We start from the raw sequence: 17,243 nt of genomic DNA, 5'->3' as shown, positions 1-17,243 counted from the left end.
AAGGAGCGACGCCGCGAAAGCGAGAGGCCATTCTTTCGTACAAAACTTAGCGTAGCCATAGTGCGCGGCGCGGCAACAATCCCTTACAAAGCTTCCGGCCAAGAATGTGTCTGATTCGTCAACGTTCGATGGATATCTCCGTTACACGTCATAACCGCGCTAACAGTTCGCAAAGACAAGACGAACCCGGGCGCTCATAGACTTGCACGCAGGAGGTACTGCATATGAAACGAATCATGATTGCCGGCATCGTGGCCGGCGTGGCGGCACTGGCATCGGGCAGCGCGCTGGCTCGCGTGGACGTAGGAATTGGCATCGGCATCCCCGGTGTCGTCGTGGCACCGGCGGCGCCGGTCTATTACCAACCGGCTCCGGTGTATGTCGCGCCGCCGCCTCCGGTCTACGTGGCACCGCGGCCGGTCGTGGTGGCGCCGGGCTACTACGATGGCTGGCGCGGCCGGGAGTGGCGCGAGCACGAATGGCGCGAGCACGAGTACCGCCGTCGTGAATGGCACCGCTGGCACGACGACGACTGATCGGTGCCTACGGTTTGATGAACCCCTCGGTGGCCGCGCGCACCACGGCTTCGACTCGCGTGGCCACGCCCAGTTTTTCCCTCGCGCGGTCGATATGGAAATCGACCGTCCGCTTCGACAGCCCCAGGATCGTCGCGATCTCGCCCGACGTCTTGCCGCGCGCGGACCATGAAAGCGCCTCGATCTCGCGCTCGCTCAGCGTGACGTTCTGCGGGGTGCGTTGTTGCGGTTTGACAGCGCGCGACAGCCGCGCTTCGATAATGCTCTCAAGGATGTCAAAATCCACGGGTTTGGTGACGTAGTCGTCCGCACCCAGGCGGCGTCCCTTGAGTTCGGCATCGCGCTGGGCCAGCGCAGTAAGGAAAACGAACGGGACTCCGGCAAAGCGCGGGGCCAGCGCGCGCAGTTTGGCGAGCACCTCGAAGCCGTCCATGACAGGCATGCCCACATCGCACACGACAAGATCGGGTGGCATGCGCAGAATGGCGGCAAAGCCCTCCTGGCCGTCATGGGCGACGGTCACGACAAAGCCTCGCTCGGTCAGTTCTTCCGCGATGAGCGTTGCCGTCTCTGCATCGTCTTCGATGCATAGAATCTGGCGGGGAGTATTGTCTGCAGATGTGACCATGTAGGGGCACTACTGTAGGGGAGCGGGCCGCAACCCGTCAATCGAACGGCATCTTGCAACTTCAGGGTAATGTATGCGCCACTTGTCTAGCGCAGAGGGAAAGGTAGCGGTGGGCAGGCTTTCCGCGGCTCCGCTGGCACAGCTTCATCGATTGCGTGTGCGTCTGCCGCTGGTATTCGTCTTGTTCCTGCTGCTTGTGATCGGGCTGGGCGCGTTCAGCATCAACAGGCTCAGCGCCTTTCACAACGTCGCGGCCGAGATCAGTGGCCGCTGGCTGCTGAGCAACCGCATCGCGGGCGATCTCAATAACAGCATTTCGGACTTTCGCGCCACCGAGGGCGAACTGCTGACCGCGCGTCGCGGCAAGGATCGGGGGCGCGCGGAAGGTTCGCTCGCGGTACTCGACGAAGAGATTGCGGATGCCAAGCGGCGCTATGAAACGATCGAGCATGACCCCATCGAGCTGGACCTCTACCAGCAGTTCAGCGAGCAGTGGCGGGCCTATCGCGAATTGGCCAACCGGGTGCTGGTGCTCTCCCAGCGCGATGACAAGACCGATGCCATCGCGCTTTACTATCAGGAGTCCCGACGCGCCTTCAGTGTGGCCAATGCCACGCTGGCCACGCTGACCGAGCGCAACGTCACCGGCGCGAACGAGGCGACCCAGGCGGAGGCCGTAGCCTACCGGCATGCCAGGGACCTGATCGTGAACGCGATCATCGTGGCGGCGTTGCTGATGATTGCCGGCGTGCTTTACTTCGTCACGGCTGTGACCAATCCAATCGCGGTACTGGTCGACCGGATGCACCGGATCTCCGACAACGAAACCGCGATTGACATCCCATCGACCGAGCGTCCCGACGAAGTGGGAGAGATCGCTCGCGCCGTGGTCCGGTTCCGCGACAACACGGTGGCGCTGGCGCAAAGCCGCGCCACGCTGGCCGAGCAGGCCCGCACGCTGGAAATCACGCTGGCCAACGAGCGGCGCATGGCGGAATTGCAGCGCAACTTCGTGTCGATGGTGTCGCACGAATTCCGCACCCCGCTGACCGTGATCGACGGCTACGCGCAGCGCCTGAGCCATATGAAGCCGCCGCTGTCGCTCGAGCCGGTGCTGGATCGCTCGAGCAAGATCCGCGCGGCGGTGCGGCGGATGACCGCGTTGATCGAGGATATGCTCGGGGCTTCGCAGGTGCTCGACCTGGCAACGCCGGGGGCGTTTCAACGCACGGAGTTCTCGCTACGCCTGCTGGTGCACGAGGTCTGCGAGATGCATCGCGAAAGTTCACCGGATGCGCAGATCGTGGAGCAGTGGCGCGAAGACGTACCCGAGATTTTCCATGGCGATGCGCGCTTGCTGTTCCAGGCCGTGAGCAACCTGATCGGGAACGCCGTCAAGTATTCGCCGCCGAAGACGCCGGTCAGCGTGGATGTATCAATGGAATCGGGCGCGATCCTGATTTGCGTCGCGGACCAGGGCATCGGCATTCCGGAGAAGGATCTCGGCCACGTGTTCGAGCGATACGTGCGCGGCGCCAACGTGACCGGCACCGCCGGCGCGGGCGTGGGACTCTATATCGTCCGGCTGGCCGCCGAACTGCACGGCGGCACGGTGTCGGTGCGGAGCGCGGAAGGCACGGGCTCGCGCTTCTTGCTCAGGCTGCCAGAAGCGCCAGCGCCAGCGCCAGCGCCGCTCAGCGCGTAGCGACTTCGGCGCGGGCCGGCTTGCCCGCGTCACCCACCTGCGTGCCTTCGGCCTGGCGGTTCCACCAGCCGCCACCCAGTGACTGGTAGAGCGCCACGGTATCCGTGAAGCGCGCAGCCTGCGCCTGTGCCGTAGCCTGTGTGGCCGTGCGCATCGTCTGTTCGGCGTTGAGCACTGCCAGCACATTGACGTAGCCGCTCGACAGTTGCTTCTCGGTGATCTCCAGCGTCGTGCGCGCGGCCTGCTCAGAGGTGATGGCCGCACGCAGCGTTTCCGCATCGGCGTCGATCGCGTGCAGCGTATCGGCCACGTTCTGGAACGCGTTGATGACGGTGCTGCGGTACTGGGCCTCGGCCTGCACGAGCGCGGCATCGGCGCCGTGCTTGAGCGCCAGCATCGTGCCGCCGGCGAAGAACGTTTGCGCGACGTTGCCGGCCAGGCTCCAGAAGACGTTGCCGGCGCTGAACATCTGGTTGAACACGGTGGCCGTGCCGCCGTACGAGCCAGTGATGGTGAGTTGCGGCAGCATGTTGGCGATGGCCACGCCGACTTCGGCCGTGGCCGAATGCAACTGCGCTTCGGCCGCGCGCACGTCCGGGCGCTGTCGCACCAGTTCAGATGGCAACGACACCGGCAGTTCCGCCGGCAACTTGAAATCGTCGAACGTGAACTCGGCGTCGAGCGGATCGGCCGGCAGCTTGCCGGCCAGGGCAGCCAGCAGGTCGCGCTGCAGGGCCAGTTGCTTGCGCAGCCCTGGCAGTGCCTGTTCGGCCTGCGCAAGCTGGGCCCGGGCCGCGGCCACTTCGAGACCGCTGACGAACCCGAGCGTGAATTGCTTCTGCAGCAGGTTGTACAGCTTGGTCTCGATGGCGACGATACGTTGCTGCGCGTCGATCTGAGCGCGCAACGAGGCTTCCTCGATAGCGGCCAGGCTGATGTTCGATGCCAGTGTCAGGTAGGTAGCCTCCACCTCGAAGCGCTGCGCATCCTCGAGCGCCTGCAGCGACTCCACCCGCCGGCGGTTCAGGCCGAAGACATCGGGCGCATAGCTGATCGACAGTTCCGCCGTGTGCAGGTTGTAGAGCGGATCGCCAGACGTCAGCGTCGGCGAGATCGTTCCTACCGCATTGCGCTGCCGCGATGGCGAATAGGAACCCGAGACGGTCGGGAAGAAGAAGCCCTGCTGCGCGCGCACTTGCGCCTGAGCCTGCCGCAACGCGGCTTGCGCGGCCGTCACTGTCGGATTGGCCTTCATCGCTGCCGCGATAAAGCGGTCGAGCTTCTCCGAGTGCAACATGCTCCACCACTGTTCGGGGATCTGCATGCCTTCGACAAAGCGCTGGGCTTCGCCGCCTTGCACCGGTGCGGATGCTGTCTCGGTGGGCAGCGGCTTGGGCGTGTACGCGGTGGCGTCGGGCGCCTTCGGCGTCTGGAAATTGGGGCCGACGGCGCAGGCCGTCAGAACGCCGCAAACGGCCAGGGCGCAAGCCGTGCCGGCGAATGGGATTCTGGAGCGAATGGAAGGGCTGCGGTGATCTGGCAGCATGGGCCGTGACCTCAAAGCGATGGCTGGTGCTGTTGGTAGAGCTATTGGTAGCGCTGGGCGGATTCTATGAGCGATGCGCCGGGGAGGCCACTGTCATTAATCACAGTAGACCGTGACGCGGCGAACTCTCATCATTTGCCCAAGTTTTCAGAATCCAGAGGGTTAGTCCATGCGTTTCGATGCCAAGTCCGCCATCCTGGGCGGGGGCGCCACCGCTGTGGTCCTGGTGGGGTTGATGTTCGCATTCAACGCGTGGACGCAGCCCAGCCCGCTCTACGGCCCGGAAAAAGGCTTCGGTCAGGGAGGTCCGTCGGAGCCTAAGGTGGCGCCGCGCGGCTCGTCCGTCACGTTGACCCAGACCCAGATGGGTACAGTCAAGGTCGTGTCGGTGCAAGACTATGCGTTCGCAAACCAGCGCGAAGCCGTCGGCAATATCGACTTCAATCAGGACCGCTCGGTCCAGGTGTTCACGGCCTACCAGGGCAAGGTTCGCAACGTGTTCGTGAAGGTTGGCGAAGACGTGGCCAAGGGAGCGCCGTTGTTCGATATCGAGAGCCCGGATCTGGTCCAGGCCGAATCGACGCTGATCTCCGCGGCCGGCGCGCGCAAGCTCAATGCCAAGGCGCTGGAGCGCGCGCATCAGCTCTTTGAGATTCAGGGTATCGCGCAGAAGGATCTCGACCAGGCCATCTCCGATCAGCAGGCCGCGGAAGCCGCCTACAAGGCAGCGCGCGACGCCGTGGCCATCTTCGGCAAGAGCGCGTCCGAAATGGATCGCATCATCGAACAACGTCGCACCGACCCGGTCCTGACCGTGGTCAGCCCGATCGCGGGCCGCGTGACGGCGCGCAATGCGCAGCCGGGCCTGCTGGTCCAGCCCGGCAACAGCCCGGCACCGATCACGGTTTCCGATATCTCCACGGTCTGGATGCAGGCATTCGTGACCGAAGCAGACAGCCCGCTGCTGAAGGTGGGGCAGGCGGTCAAGGTCCATGCGATGGCCTTTCCGGGACGGGAGTTCGCCGGAACCATCACGACAACGGGCGCGTCCATCGACGCCGCCACGCACCGCCTGATGGTCCGTTCCGAGGTCAAGGACCCGAAGCACGAACTGCGGCCGGGGATGATCACGTCCTTCTCGATCCGCACCGGTGAGCCCGATCGTTCCGCGGCGGTCGCCGCCGATGGTCTGGTGCGCGAAGGCGACGGCACGATGACCGTATGGACGACCAAGGATCAGCGCCGCTTTGAGCGCCGCGTGGTCACGGTCGGACAGACCCAGGACGGTCTGGTGCAGATTCTCAGCGGCCTCGCGCCGGGCGAGCTTGTGGCGAGCGAAGGGGCATTGTTCCTGAGCAACGCCGCGGCACTGGCCGCCCAGTAAGCGTATCCACCGCTTCCCAGTCATTCCGAAGAATTCGAAGACGAGGCCTCCGTGCTCAGGAACGTACTCCGGTTGTCGCTGACGCGACGGCCGCTCATTCTGCTTTTCCTCCTGGTATTTGCCGGGGCCGGCTTGTTCGCCTACTCGAAGCTGAACATCGAAGCCTATCCGAACCCCGCGCCGGTGATTCTCGAGATCACCGCGCAGGCCCCGGGCCTGTCCGCCGAGGAGATGGAGCGCTACTACACGGTGCCCATGGAAGTGGGGCTGGCCGCCACGCCGGGCGTGGAGAGCATCCGCTCGACCTCGTTCTACGGCCTGTCGTTCGTGCGGGTGACGTTCAAGTACGGCGTCGACTACTACTTCGCCTATACGCAAGCCGCGCTCAACCTGCAGCAGAACGTCAACCTGCCGAACAACGTGCAGCCGCAGATCCAGGCGTCGAGTCTGGTCGGTGAAATCTACCGCTACCAGCTCAGGGGACCGGCGCACTTCGGGCTGACGAACCTGCGCACGCTGCAGGACTGGGTGCTCGAACGGCGCCTGAAGACGGTGCCGGGCGTGGCGCAGGTGGTGAGCTGGGGTGGCACGACCAAGGAGTACGACGTCGAGGCCGACCTGCACAAGCTCGACGCGTACAACATCACGCTGCAGCAGATGATCTCCGCGCTGGGTAACGCCAACATCAACGTTGGCGGCCGGACCATCAACCTTGGGCAGCAGTCGGTCAACATACGTGGCGTGGGCCTGATCGAGGACACCAAGGACATCGAGCAGGTGGTGCTGACACAGCACAATGGCGTGCCCGTGCAGGTCAAGGACGTCGCCAAGGTCAAGATCGGCTTCACGCCACGCCTGGGACGCTCCGGGCGCGACAACCAGGACGACGTGGTCACCGCCATCGTCGTGATGAACCGGACGCTGCAGACCAATGAGGTGGTGGCGCGCGTCAAGGCCGAGATCGACAAGATCAACAGCGACGGCACGCTGCCTGCCGGCGTGAAGATGGAGCCGTACTACGACCGCTCGACGCTGGTCTCCGTCACCACGCACACGGTGCTGCACAGCCTGCTGTTCGGCTGTCTGCTGGTGTTCTTCATCCAGTGGGTATTCCTGGGCGATCTGCGCAGCGCGGTGATCGTCAGCGTCAACATACCGTTCGCGCTCTTCTTCAGCATCATGATCCTGGTGATGCTGGGAGAGTCCGCGAACCTCTTGTCGGTGGGGGCGGTCGACTTCGGGATCATCGTGGACTCCTCGGTGATTCTGGTGGAGAACATATTCCGGAACTTCCAGATGCCGCTGGCGGATCAGCAGCGGCTGCTGATGAGTCGGGACGCGCGGGCGATCGGCAGGGGCGCAGGTATCACGGACCGCATCCGTATGATCTTCGTGAGCGCGCTGCAGGTGGACAAGGCGGTGTTCTTCTCGGCGGCCATCACGGTGGCGGCGTTCGTCCCGCTGTTCACGATGCAGGGTGTGGAAGGGCAGATCTTCGGGCCGATGGCGCGTACCTATGGCTATGCACTGCTGGGCGCGCTGATCGCCACGTTCACGGTGACGCCGGTGCTGTGCACCTATCTGCTGCCCAAGCACATCGAGGAGAAGGAAACCATCCTGGTGCGCTGGCTGCATCGTATCTATGAGCCTGCGCTCAAATGGTCGCTCGGCAACAAGAAGCTGTCGGTGGCGATTGGCGCCGGCGTGCTGGCGGTGACGGGGGCGTTGATGCCGCTGCTGGGCACCGAGTTCCTGCCGGCGCTGGAAGAGGGCAACCTCTGGATCCGCGCCACCATGCCACCAACCGTTTCGCTGGAGGCCGGCGTGCCGTCAGTGGCGCGAATGCGCAAGATCCTGCTGTCGCATCCTGAAGTGGCGACGGTGGTGTCCCAGCATGGCCGTCCGGACGATGGCAGCGATGCGGCGGGCTTCTTCAACGCGGAGTTCTTCGTGCCGCTCAAGCCGATGGATCAATGGCCGGCGGGCATGACCAAGGACAAGCTGGTCGCGGAGGTGCAGAAGGAATTTGCCAACGAGTTCACAGGGATCTCGCTGAATTTCTCGCAGTACATCCAGGACAACGTCCAGGAAGGCCTTTCCGGCGTGAAGGGCGCGAACTCGGTGAAGATCGTCGGCCGCGACCTGCCCACGCTGGAGAAGCTGGCCGATCAGGTGCTGCACGAGATGAAGGAGATCCGGGGCGTGTCGGACCTTGGCGTGTTCCGCGTGCTGGGTCAGCCCAACCTGAACATCAAGATCAACCGCGAGGCGGCGGCGCGTTACGGGCTCAACACCGGCGATGTCAACTCGGTGGTGGAGGCCGCGCTCGGTGGCACGCAGGCGACGACCGTGCTCGAAGGCGACCGGCAGTTCTCGCTGACGGTGCGTATGGCGCCCGAGTATCGCGGCAGTATCGACGCGATCCGCAACATCAAGGTGGCGTACCAGACAGCGGATGGCGCGAATGCCTATATTCCGTTGAGCGCGCTGGCGGACATATCGCTGGATACCGGGGCGTCGTACATCTATCACGAGCGCAACCAGCGATACATCCCGATCAAGTTCAGCGTGCGTGACCGCGACCTGGGTAGCACGGTGGCGGAAGCGCAGGCGCGTATCGCCAGCAAGATCAAGCTGCCCGAGGGCTACCGCATCCAGTGGGCGGGCGAGTTCGAGCAACTGGAGCTGGCAAAGAAGCGACTGGCGCTGATCGTGCCGATCAGCATCGTGATGATCATGGTGCTGCTGTACGGTCTGTTCAATTCGCTGCGGGACAGCGTCATGACGCTCGCGGGCATTCCGTTCGCCATCGCCGGGGGTGTGATCGCGCTGTTCGTGACCGGTCTGGATTTCAGTATCTCGGCGGCCATCGGCTTTGTCTCGCTGTTCGGGGTATCGGTCATGGACGGCATCCTGATGATCACCTACTACAACCAGTTGCGTGAACAGGGGCTGAAGTCCGAGGCGGCGATGTCGCAGGCGGCCCAGCAGCGGATGCGTCCGATGCTGATGACGGCGCTTTCGGCCTGTATCGGCTTGCTGCCGGCGGCCATCTCCACCGGAATCGGCAGCCAGGTGCAGCGTCCGCTGGCCACCGTGGTGGTGGGCGGCATGTTGATCGGACCGATCATGCTGCTGGTGATCGTGCCGGCGCTACGCATGGTGTTCATCGGCAAGAAGGAGACCTGACCGTAGACGTCAGACCGGCTTCGTGCCGGTAGCTGGTGACACGCAACGGCCACGTCGATGCGTCCCGGGGCAGAACGCCCGGGGCGGATCGCGTGGCCGCTTGCATTTCAGGGCAAAGCGCCGATAATCCCACTTCCCGGAACGAATGCCCCCAGGATCGCCATGACGCGTGACAGGATCGAAGAGGGTGATGAAAGTGAAGAGAGCGCGGTGCTGGTCGTCGATGACGATCAGGATGTGCGCGTGGCGCTATCCAGCCTGTTCCGCTCGGCGGGACTCGCGGCGGAGTCGTTCGCCTCGGCGGAGGAATTGCTCGCACACGGCATTCCGGATCGGCCCACCTGCATCGTGCTCGACGTGCATCTGCATGGCGCGAGCGGCCTCGACCTGCAGGCCACGCTCAACCGGGCGGGCCGCCATGCGTCGATCGTATTCATCTCCGGCCGTGGTGACGTCCCGATGACGGTGGCGGCCATGAAGGCCGGTGCCGTCAACTTCATCGCCAAGCCATTCCGCGACCAGGACCTGCTCGACGCCGTCGACGAGGCCTTGCAGCGCGACCGGGCGCAGCGCGACGCCGAGGCGCAGAGCCGGCAGCTTCGCGATCTTTTCGACCGCCTGACCGGCCGGGAGCAGGAAGTCATGCAACTGGCGGCGCGTGGCCTGATGAACAAGCAGATCGCCGACGACCTCGGCATCAGCGAAGCCACGGTCAAGATCTATCGCGGTCACGCCATGCGCAAGATGCAGGCCCGCACGTTCGCCGAACTGGTCATCATGGCCCAGTCTCTCGGGCTGGTGCAGGACGATGCCGGATAGCCCGCGCGTCAGATCCCCGACCCACTCTGGCCGCTGGCCAGCGCACGCGCCAGGCACCGGAGCAATTCTCTCTCCTGAAACGGCTTGCCGAGGAACCCGGTGGCGCCCACGTCAAGGGCGCGCTGTTCGTCACCGTCCTGGGCATAGGCGGTCATGAGGATGACCGGCACATCGAGCCCGAGCGCGCGCAGCGCCGTGCAGAGCGCGAAGCCGTCGATGCCCGGCATTCGCACGTCGCTGACCACGCACCGGATATGCCCGATCGACGCGGACTGCAGCAGTGCCTGCCCGCTGGCGTAGAGTTCCACGGCCAGGTCGAACGAACGCACCAGTTGCCCCATGGCGTCCCTGACGGAGGCGTCATCGTCAACGATCGCGATTACGGGAAGGGCAGTCACACGGTGCTCCGGACATCGGCCCCAATGGCGGCCTCATTGCTCCGGCTTGCTCTCCTTGGTGTCGGCCGCGGCCAGTGTCGGGCCAGGCGTGCCCGTGATCTTCGGCATGCATTCCTGGTGGAACCACGCCACGGTGACGGGCTCTCCCGCGATCATGCGCTTGATTGGCGGTACGACCTGCTCGCCGATAAGCATGCCGAGCAGGCCGATCAGGGCCACCGCTGGCGGGGCGGGAGAGCGGACCTGCATCAGTGCGTAAATGATGCCGACCAGGATGCCGGCGCCCAATGAGATCAGATAGAGCTTCATGCGAGCCTCGCGATATGTCGCAATACGAAACGGGTCAAAAGAAACAGGTCATAGGAAACAGGGGGGACGGCAGGCGCGTCATCGCTTGTTAGGTGGCAGTCCCACGCCCAGCAGATGCCGCACACGCGGTGGCGTCGTGCCACCATGGAACGCGGTCACTTCTCGCTGCAGGTCGGCATCGGCGTTCGGCACGCGGCGGTGTTGCCGCAGGTGCTCGGCCCATGACTCGACCAGAAACCACTCGGTCATCAATTCGGGATTGGTGGGGTCTTCCATCACGCCCCAACTGAATGCGCCATCGCGCAGCCGCTCTTCGGAGAGCCGGTGCACGGCGTGCAGGAAGCCGTCCCGGTTGGCCGGGGCAATCAGGTACTCGATCAGGATCATCACCGGCCCGCGATCGTGCGCGATCTCGTCGGCCATTTCGGGCTCGGGCCAGTGGCCGGCCGGGCCAAGGTCGTCTTCGCCGTGCGGCAGACGCAGCCGGTGCAGCGCCAGCGCGGCGACGACCAGGCCCGTGCCGGCGATCAGCAGCGCGGGGGGCGTGCCAAGCGCCTGCGCCACGAAGCCCCAGAGCAGGCTGCCACCGGCCAGCGCGCCGTTGAAGACCATCTGGTAGACCGCCAGCGCGCGGCCACGCACCCAGTTGGGCAGGATGGCCTGCGCCACGCCGCCAAACGTGGTCAGCGCCATGATCCATGCCGCGCCCAGCAGCAACAACAACACCAGCGCCAGCCAGACGGGTGGAGCGACGGAGAGCGCGGCCATCACGACGGCCGTGACGATGGCGGACAGCAGCACCATCCCGTCGGCGTCGAGCCGCTTCTGCAGACGCGGCATGAGCAGCGCGCCAAGAATTGCGCCCACCCCGACCGCCCCGAGCATCACGCCGTAGAGCCCCGCGCTGCCATGGAGCAGCTTGCGCGCTACCAGCGGCAACAGTGCCCACACACTGCTGCCGAACGCGAAATGCACGGCGGTACGGGCCAGCACGACATGGAGCTTGCTGTGCGCCCGCGTGAAACGCAGGCCGGCGCGGGCCGCGCTGAAGAAGTGCTCGCGTAGCGGATCGACCGGTCGCTGGGGCCGATGCCACCAGATCAATGCGGCGATCACGAACACGTAGCTGAGCAGGTCCGCGCCATAGGTCGCGGCCGCGCCGAACGCAGCCAGCAGCAGGCCGCCGGTGGCCGGCCCGATGGCGCGCGCGATGTTCACGCCAAGGGAGTTGAGCGCCACGGCCTGCCGCAGCGTGTTGGCTGGAACCAGTTCCGGCACGATCGACTGCCAGGTCGGCCCCATCATCGCCGATCCGATGCCGCCGGCGAACGCCAGCGCGATCAGGAGTTCGATCGTCAGCGATTGCCGCCATGCCAGCAGCATCAGCGAGCCACTGACCAGGGCCAGGCAGAGCTGGATCACGATCAGGAAGCGGCGGCGGTCAAGGATGTCGGACAGCACGCCGGCGGGAATCGCAAGCAGGAACACCGGCAGCGTCGACGCGGCCTGGATGGTGGCCACCGCAGCCGGCGAGGTCGACAGGTCGGTGGCCAGCCATGCGCTGGCCACGTCGCGCATGAAGCTGCCGACGTTGCCGAGGATCGTCGCCACCCACAGGACCGCGAAGGTCGATTGCGCAAGCGGCGCGAAGGTACCTGTGGATGCGGGAGCGTTTGCCGTCGAGGCGGATTGCGTCATGTGGACTGTCTATCGTCTCTACGCTCGCAGGTCATGCCAGGCCACCAGCACGAAGCCGCCGACCAGACCCAGGTGCTCGAAGAACGCATTGGCCATGCCAAAACGGGCATCCGGCGGGGCGTTCCAGAAGCTATTGGCCAGGAATGTCGCCGCCAGCGTGAAGGCGGCCAGCGCCAGCGCGCCGAGCCAACGGCCGCGTCCGCTCAGGATCATGGCCGATGCGCCCAGTTCCAGCGCGATGGTTCCAGCCGCCAGCGGGCCGGCCGGCGACAGGCCGAAGTGCTGCATCTCGGCCATCGCGCTGGGAAAGTCGAACAGCTTGACCAGTCCGCCCTGCAGGTAGGCCGCGCACAGCAGCAACAACGCGACCCAGTGCAGCCAGCGCGGCAGCCGGTGAGGGCTATCGCCTGCGGATGACAGCGAAGGCATCGAGGAAGGCATGACCGGTCTCCGTTCAGATTGGCACGTGACTCAGAACGCCCAGCACGAACAGCCGAGCGCACCCCAGAATCCGCTCTCGTCGGACGTCGGCATGTTCGATGTCCAGGCCTTCGCGTGCGCATGGCCGTGCACGCCGCATGACGACGCGCAGCCGCACGCGGTGTTCATCGCCAGCGTCTTCGCCTTGGCGGTTGGTCGCGGCTGGTACTGGCTGCCGTAGCGGGCTGGCGACCAGTCGGGCATCGCGGGCGGAATCTCCGGCGAATGTTTGCCGAACTCGCTGTCGCCGTAGACCACCTTGCCGCCGAGCACGGTCATCACGGACGTGATGTCCTGGATGTCGTCGCCGGGCACCGAGAAATAGTCGGCAGAGAGCACCGCGAGGTCGGCGAGCTGGCCGGCCTTGATCTGCCCTTTCTTGCCTTCCTCGGACGAGAACCAGGTATTGGCCTCGGTCCACAGGCGCAATGCGGTTTCGCGATCGAGCAGATTGGCTTGGGGATACATCGACATGCCGCCCACGGTCTTGCCCGTGGTCAGCCAGTACAGCGACACCCACGGGTTGTAGGACGCCACGCGCGTCGCATCGGTGCCTGCGCCCACCTTGACACCCTTGTCGAGCATCTTGCGGATCGGCGGCGTGGCCTCGGCGGCTTTCGCGCCATAACGTTCGACGAAGTACTCGCCCTGGTAGGCCATGCGGTGCTGCACTGCGATGCCGCCTCCGAGCGCGGCGATGCGGTCGATATTGCGATCGGAGATCGTCTCGGCGTGATCGAAGAACCAGTTCAGGCCGGTAAACGGAATATCGCGTGCCACCTTCTCGTAGACATCGAGGGCGCGCGTGATCGTCTCGTCGTAGGTGGCGTGCAGGCGCCACGGCCAGCGCTTCTCGGCCAGCAGACGGATCACCGGTTCCAGATCGGCCTCCATCGACGGCGGCATGTCGGGCCGCTCGACGCGAAAGTCCTCGAAGTCGGCGGCGGTGTAGACGAGCATCTCGCCAGCGCCGTTGTGCCGATACAGGTCATCGCCCTGGCCCGGCTTGACGGTGGACGTCCATGTGGTGAAGTCGTTCAGCTCGGCCTTCGGCTTCTGCGTGAACAGGTTGTAGGCCAGGCGCACCGTCAGGTTGCCTTCCTTGTGCAGATCCTCGATGACGCTGTAGTCCTCGGGGTAATTCTGGAAGCCGCCGCCGGCATCGATCACGCCCGTCACGCCCAGCCGGTTCACCTCGCGCATGAAATGGCGCGTCGAGTTTTTCTGGTACTCGAGCGGCAGCTTCGGCCCCTTGGCCAGCGTGGCGTAGAGGATGGTGGCGTTGGGTTTGGCCAGCAGCAGGCCGGTGGGGTTGCCGCTGGCATCGCGCACGATCTCGCCGCCCGGCGGATTGGGGGTGTCCTTCGTATAACCAACCGTGCGCAGCGCCGCGCCGTTCAGGATCGCGCGGTCGTACAGGTGCAGGATAAACACAGGGGTGTCCGGCGCCACGGCGTTCAGTTCGTCGATGGTCGGCAGCCGTTTCTCGGCGAACTGGTGCTCGGTGAAGCCGCCTACCACGCGCACCCATTGCGGCGCGGGGGTGCGGTCCACCTGGTCCTTGAGCATCCGCATCGCATCGGCCAGGGAGCGCACGCCATCCCAGCGCAGTTCCATGTTGTAGTTCAGGCCGCCACGAATGATGTGCATGTGGCTGTCGATCAGCCCGGGGATGGCTCGCCGGCCGTTCAGGTCGATCACCGTCGTCTGCGCGCCCGCGAGTTTCATGATGTCGTCGCGCGTCCCCACGCTGGTGAAGCGCCCGTCCTGGATGGCTACCGCGTCAGCTTGCGGGTTGGACTTGTCGAGCGTGGTGAACTTGCCGTTGACGAGGATGAGGTCGGGGGTCGATGACATGGTGAATAGCTCCAAAGAGGCCGCCGCACGATGGCGGCGGTCGGGGCGATGAGTTGCCCGCGGGTAGCGGGTTGGGTGGCGTTGGCCTAAGTATTCAGGAAGGCCAGCAGATCCGCATTGACCGCGTCGGCATTGACCACGCACATGCCGTGCGACGCGCCAGGGTACACCTTGAGCGTGGCGTTCTTCACCAGCTTGGCGGAGAGGCGGCCCGCGTTGTCGATCGGCACGATCTGGTCGTCGTCACCGTGCAGGACCAGCGTGGGCACGTCGATCTTCTTCAGGTCCTCGGTGTAGTCCACTTCCGAGAACTCGCGGATGCAGGCGTACTGGCCGACGATGCCGCCTGCCATGCCCTGCGCCCAGAACGTGTCGATGGTGCCTTGCGAGACCTTGGCGCCGGGACGGTTGAAGCCGAAGAACGGCACGGCCAGGTCCTTGTAGAACTGCGAACGATTGTCGGCCACGCCCTTGCGGATACCGTCGAACACGTCGATCGGCAATCCGTTGGGGTTGGACGCGGTCTTGGCCATGATCGGCGGCACCGCGCCGATCAGCACGGCCTTGGCCACGCGCTGCGTGCCGTGCCGGCCAATGTAGTGCGCCACTTCGCCGCCGCCAGTGGAGTGGCCGACCAGCGTGGCGCCCTTGATGTCCAGCGCCACGAGCAGCGCAGCCAGATCGTCGGCATACGTGTCCATGTCGTTGCCCTGCGCGGGCTGGTCCGAGCGGCCGTGACCACGGCGGTCATGCGCGATCACACGAAAGCCCTTCTGCACCAGGAACAGCATCTGGGCATCCCATGCGTCGGCATTGAGCGGCCAGCCGTGCGAGAACACGACCGGCTGGCCGGAGCCCCAGTCCTTGTAGAAGATCTGTGTGCCGTCTTCAGCGGTGATGTAGCTCATGGTCTGTTCCTGGAGAGAAGGGTAGGTGAATGCCTGAAAGCCTGGATGTCCCTCTGCGGCGCGGATCAGCGGGCCGGGACCGGCGCCAGGGACTCGTGCGTCGTGGCGGTGCGCTGCGCCGCCTTGTGGACCATCGTGTAGGCGTAGTCAACGCCCATCCCGTACGCGCCCGAGTGTTCCTTGACCAGCTTCATCACGGCGTCATACGTGTCGCGGTGGGCCCAGTCGCGCTGCCATTCGAGCAACACCTGCTGCCAGGTCACGGGCACCGCGCCGGCCTGCACCATGCGTTGCATCGCGTAGTCATGCGCTTCCTTGCTGGTGCCGCCCGACGCATCGCCCACCATGTAGATCTCGTAGTTGCCTTCGAGCATCGCGCACAACGCAAACGTGGTGTTGCACACCTCGGTCCAGAGGCCGGCCACCACGACCTTGTTGCGGCCGTTGGCCTTTAGCGCGTCACGTACCTTCTGGTCGTCCCACGAGTTCATCGAGGTGCGCTCGAGCGTCTTCGCGTTGGGGAAAACGTCCAGCACTTCCGGATAGGTGAAGCCCGAGAACGACTCGCTCTCTACCGTGGTGATGGTGGTCGGGATGTTGAAGATCTTTGCCGCCTTGGCCAGACCCACCACGTTGTTCTTCATCGCCTGGCGATCCATCGACTGCACGCCGAAGGCCATCTGCGGTTGATGGTCGATGATGATGAGCTGGCTGTTCTGCGGGGTCAGGACTTCGAGCTTGGGGTTGGACATGAGGTCGCTCCTTGGGTAGCGGGGTTGGCGAAGGGGCGCGGGCGGAGGATGTGCTGGCCGCGTGCCGTCGCATCGGCCGTTCCGCCCATCAGCTCCACCCGCCCCATCCGCAAGAGGCAGTGCGCAGCGTAGGTGCCGCGGGGAGCCTACGCCATACACCTTTCGTATAGGTGGGCGGCATCGGTTGGCGAGGCAGCGGCGGGCTGGCAACTACGACATTGGTATGGGTGGCACGGATCCGGGCGCTATGCTGAAATGCACCGCATTGGCGCGCCGGCGCATGGACCGTGAATCATGAACTTTCTGTGACCTTGCCGTGACTGCTACCTGCCTGGAACCCGCCGCAAGTGCCGAGCAAGAGCCTGGCACGGTACTCGTGCTGGACGACGACACCATGGTGCTCGACGCGCTCGGCGGCCTCTTTCGCTCGCTGGACATGGATGTGGCGCTGTTCGCATCGGAAGGCGAGCTGATGGCCTATCCGCTTCCCGATACGCCTTGCTGCCTGCTGCTCGACGTCAGGCTGGGCGGCGCCAGCGGGCTCGACCTGCAGTCGCGGCTCGGCCAGTCCGGCATGGGGATGCCGATCATCTTCATGACGGGGTATGGCGATGTGGCGATGACGGCGGCAGCGATGAAGGCGGGTGCGGTGGATTTCCTGACCAAGCCGATTCTGGAGACGTCGCTGATTGCAGCCGTGTCCGCCGCCCTCGATAGGGACCGGTCGCGCCGGCGTGGGATGCGCAGGACCGACGCGATTCGTCGCGGCTTCGCCACGCTGACACCGCGCGAGGCGGAAGTCATGGGCATGGCGGTGTCCGGCCTGCTGAACAAGCAGATCGCGGGCGAGATCGGCATCAGCGAAGTGACGGTCAAGATTCATCGGGGCCAGGCCATGCGCAAGATGAACGCACGCTCCTTTGCGGATCTGGTGCTGATGGGTCAGGAACTCGGCCTTTACAGGGATGCCGCGCGGCGGGCACGCCAGTTCGCCGCCGCATAGCACGCGCAATACACGTATTGCAGGGCACGGC

At 65.0% G+C, this 17,243-nt stretch carries 15 protein-coding genes; 6 read left to right on the top strand and 9 right to left on the bottom strand.

Annotation, left to right across the window (positions count from 1 at the left end; translation table 11 throughout):
• Positions 1-224: 224 nt before the first annotated feature.
• Positions 225-536, top strand: coding sequence for a hypothetical protein (locus K6G35_RS17095; RefSeq protein WP_008651852.1), 312 nt, complete (start codon positions 225-227; stop codon positions 534-536).
• 7 nt (positions 537-543) lie between these two features.
• Here the strand turns inward: K6G35_RS17095 and K6G35_RS17090 are convergent, their stop codons facing one another.
• Entirely contained in the window at positions 544-1,164 is a 621-nt protein-coding gene (locus K6G35_RS17090) for a response regulator transcription factor (protein ID WP_495676784.1), read from the bottom strand.
• A gap of 73 nt (positions 1,165-1,237) precedes the next feature.
• Here K6G35_RS17090 and K6G35_RS17085 point away from each other — a divergent pair, with 73 nt between their 5' ends.
• On the top strand, positions 1,238-2,869 hold the full coding sequence (locus K6G35_RS17085) for a sensor histidine kinase (protein WP_495676783.1): 1,632 nt from the start codon (positions 1,238-1,240) through the stop codon (positions 2,867-2,869).
• Here the strand turns inward: K6G35_RS17085 and K6G35_RS17080 are convergent.
• Positions 2,859-4,415, bottom strand: a complete 1,557-nt coding sequence (locus K6G35_RS17080) for an efflux transporter outer membrane subunit (RefSeq protein WP_008651858.1) — start codon at positions 4,413-4,415, stop codon at positions 2,859-2,861. The two genes, K6G35_RS17085 and K6G35_RS17080, sit on opposite strands and share 11 nt — an antisense overlap.
• 169 nt (positions 4,416-4,584) lie before the next feature.
• On the opposite strand from K6G35_RS17080, the gene K6G35_RS17075 reads away from it, so the two are divergent.
• From K6G35_RS17075 to K6G35_RS17065, 3 genes are all read left to right on the top strand, one after another.
• Positions 4,585-5,799, top strand: a complete 1,215-nt coding sequence (locus K6G35_RS17075; RefSeq protein ID WP_495676782.1) for an efflux RND transporter periplasmic adaptor subunit — start codon at positions 4,585-4,587, stop codon at positions 5,797-5,799.
• A 51-nt stretch (positions 5,800-5,850) separates the two neighbouring features.
• A complete protein-coding gene (locus K6G35_RS17070) occupies positions 5,851-8,988 on the top strand; it encodes an efflux RND transporter permease subunit (RefSeq protein ID WP_035881044.1) in 3,138 nt (1,045 codons plus the stop codon).
• Positions 8,989-9,150: 162 nt separating this feature from the next.
• Positions 9,151-9,807: a response regulator transcription factor gene (locus K6G35_RS17065; protein ID WP_008651864.1), complete on the top strand. Its 657-nt coding sequence runs from the start codon at positions 9,151-9,153 to the stop codon at positions 9,805-9,807.
• A gap of 8 nt (positions 9,808-9,815) precedes the next feature.
• On the opposite strand, the gene K6G35_RS17060 is transcribed toward K6G35_RS17065, so the two are convergent.
• From K6G35_RS17060 to K6G35_RS17030, 7 genes are all read right to left on the bottom strand, one after another.
• A complete protein-coding gene (locus K6G35_RS17060; protein ID WP_008651865.1) occupies positions 9,816-10,205 on the bottom strand; it encodes a response regulator transcription factor in 390 nt (129 codons plus the stop codon).
• A gap of 33 nt (positions 10,206-10,238) precedes the next feature.
• Positions 10,239-10,514 (bottom strand): XapX domain-containing protein, encoded by a 276-nt coding sequence (locus tag K6G35_RS17055; RefSeq protein WP_008651867.1) that lies wholly within the window; start codon positions 10,512-10,514, stop codon positions 10,239-10,241.
• Positions 10,515-10,592: 78 nt separating this feature from the next.
• Positions 10,593-12,212 carry an MFS transporter gene (locus K6G35_RS17050; RefSeq protein WP_035881047.1) on the bottom strand — a complete coding sequence of 540 codons (1,620 nt, stop codon included), beginning with the start codon at positions 12,210-12,212 and terminating at the stop codon, positions 10,593-10,595.
• A gap of 18 nt (positions 12,213-12,230) precedes the next feature.
• The gene (locus tag K6G35_RS17045) at positions 12,231-12,653 is read right to left on the bottom strand and encodes a DoxX family protein (RefSeq protein WP_008651870.1); all 423 of its coding nucleotides are present in this window, start codon (positions 12,651-12,653) and stop codon (positions 12,231-12,233) included.
• Positions 12,654-12,683: 30 nt separating this feature from the next.
• Positions 12,684-14,549 (bottom strand): amidohydrolase, encoded by a 1,866-nt coding sequence (locus K6G35_RS17040; RefSeq protein ID WP_008651871.1) that lies wholly within the window; start codon positions 14,547-14,549, stop codon positions 12,684-12,686.
• 86 nt (positions 14,550-14,635) lie between these two features.
• A complete protein-coding gene (locus K6G35_RS17035; RefSeq protein WP_008651873.1) occupies positions 14,636-15,457 on the bottom strand; it encodes an alpha/beta fold hydrolase in 822 nt (273 codons plus the stop codon).
• A gap of 65 nt (positions 15,458-15,522) precedes the next feature.
• On the bottom strand, positions 15,523-16,209 hold the full coding sequence (locus tag K6G35_RS17030; RefSeq protein ID WP_008651875.1) for a hydrolase: 687 nt from the start codon (positions 16,207-16,209) through the stop codon (positions 15,523-15,525).
• Between the two features lie 316 nt (positions 16,210-16,525).
• On the opposite strand from K6G35_RS17030, the gene K6G35_RS17025 reads away from it, so the two are divergent.
• Positions 16,526-17,212 carry a response regulator transcription factor gene (locus tag K6G35_RS17025; protein WP_035881050.1) on the top strand — a complete coding sequence of 229 codons (687 nt, stop codon included), beginning with the start codon at positions 16,526-16,528 and terminating at the stop codon, positions 17,210-17,212.
• Positions 17,213-17,243 lie beyond the last annotated feature (31 nt).

The organism is Cupriavidus sp. HY129 (assembly GCF_059492215.1).
This window is presented reverse-complemented; position numbering and strand designations above follow the sequence as displayed.

Coding starts and splice junctions, on each gene's coding strand:
- K6G35_RS17095 (WP_008651852.1), top strand. CDS start 225: ATGAAACGAATCATGATTGCCGGCATCGTGGCCGGCGTGGCGGCACTG.
- K6G35_RS17090 (WP_495676784.1), bottom strand. CDS start 1,164: ATGGTCACATCTGCAGACAATACTCCCCGCCAGATTCTATGCATCGAA.
- K6G35_RS17085 (WP_495676783.1), top strand. CDS start 1,238: ATGCGCCACTTGTCTAGCGCAGAGGGAAAGGTAGCGGTGGGCAGGCTT.
- K6G35_RS17080 (WP_008651858.1), bottom strand. CDS start 4,415: ATGCTGCCAGATCACCGCAGCCCTTCCATTCGCTCCAGAATCCCATTC.
- K6G35_RS17075 (WP_495676782.1), top strand. CDS start 4,585: ATGCGTTTCGATGCCAAGTCCGCCATCCTGGGCGGGGGCGCCACCGCT.
- K6G35_RS17065 (WP_008651864.1), top strand. CDS start 9,151: ATGACGCGTGACAGGATCGAAGAGGGTGATGAAAGTGAAGAGAGCGCG.
- K6G35_RS17055 (WP_008651867.1), bottom strand. CDS start 10,514: ATGAAGCTCTATCTGATCTCATTGGGCGCCGGCATCCTGGTCGGCATC.
- K6G35_RS17050 (WP_035881047.1), bottom strand. CDS start 12,212: ATGACGCAATCCGCCTCGACGGCAAACGCTCCCGCATCCACAGGTACC.
- K6G35_RS17045 (WP_008651870.1), bottom strand. CDS start 12,653: ATGCCTTCCTCGATGCCTTCGCTGTCATCCGCAGGCGATAGCCCTCAC.
- K6G35_RS17040 (WP_008651871.1), bottom strand. CDS start 14,549: ATGTCATCGACCCCCGACCTCATCCTCGTCAACGGCAAGTTCACCACG.
- K6G35_RS17035 (WP_008651873.1), bottom strand. CDS start 15,457: ATGAGCTACATCACCGCTGAAGACGGCACACAGATCTTCTACAAGGAC.
- K6G35_RS17030 (WP_008651875.1), bottom strand. CDS start 16,209: ATGTCCAACCCCAAGCTCGAAGTCCTGACCCCGCAGAACAGCCAGCTC.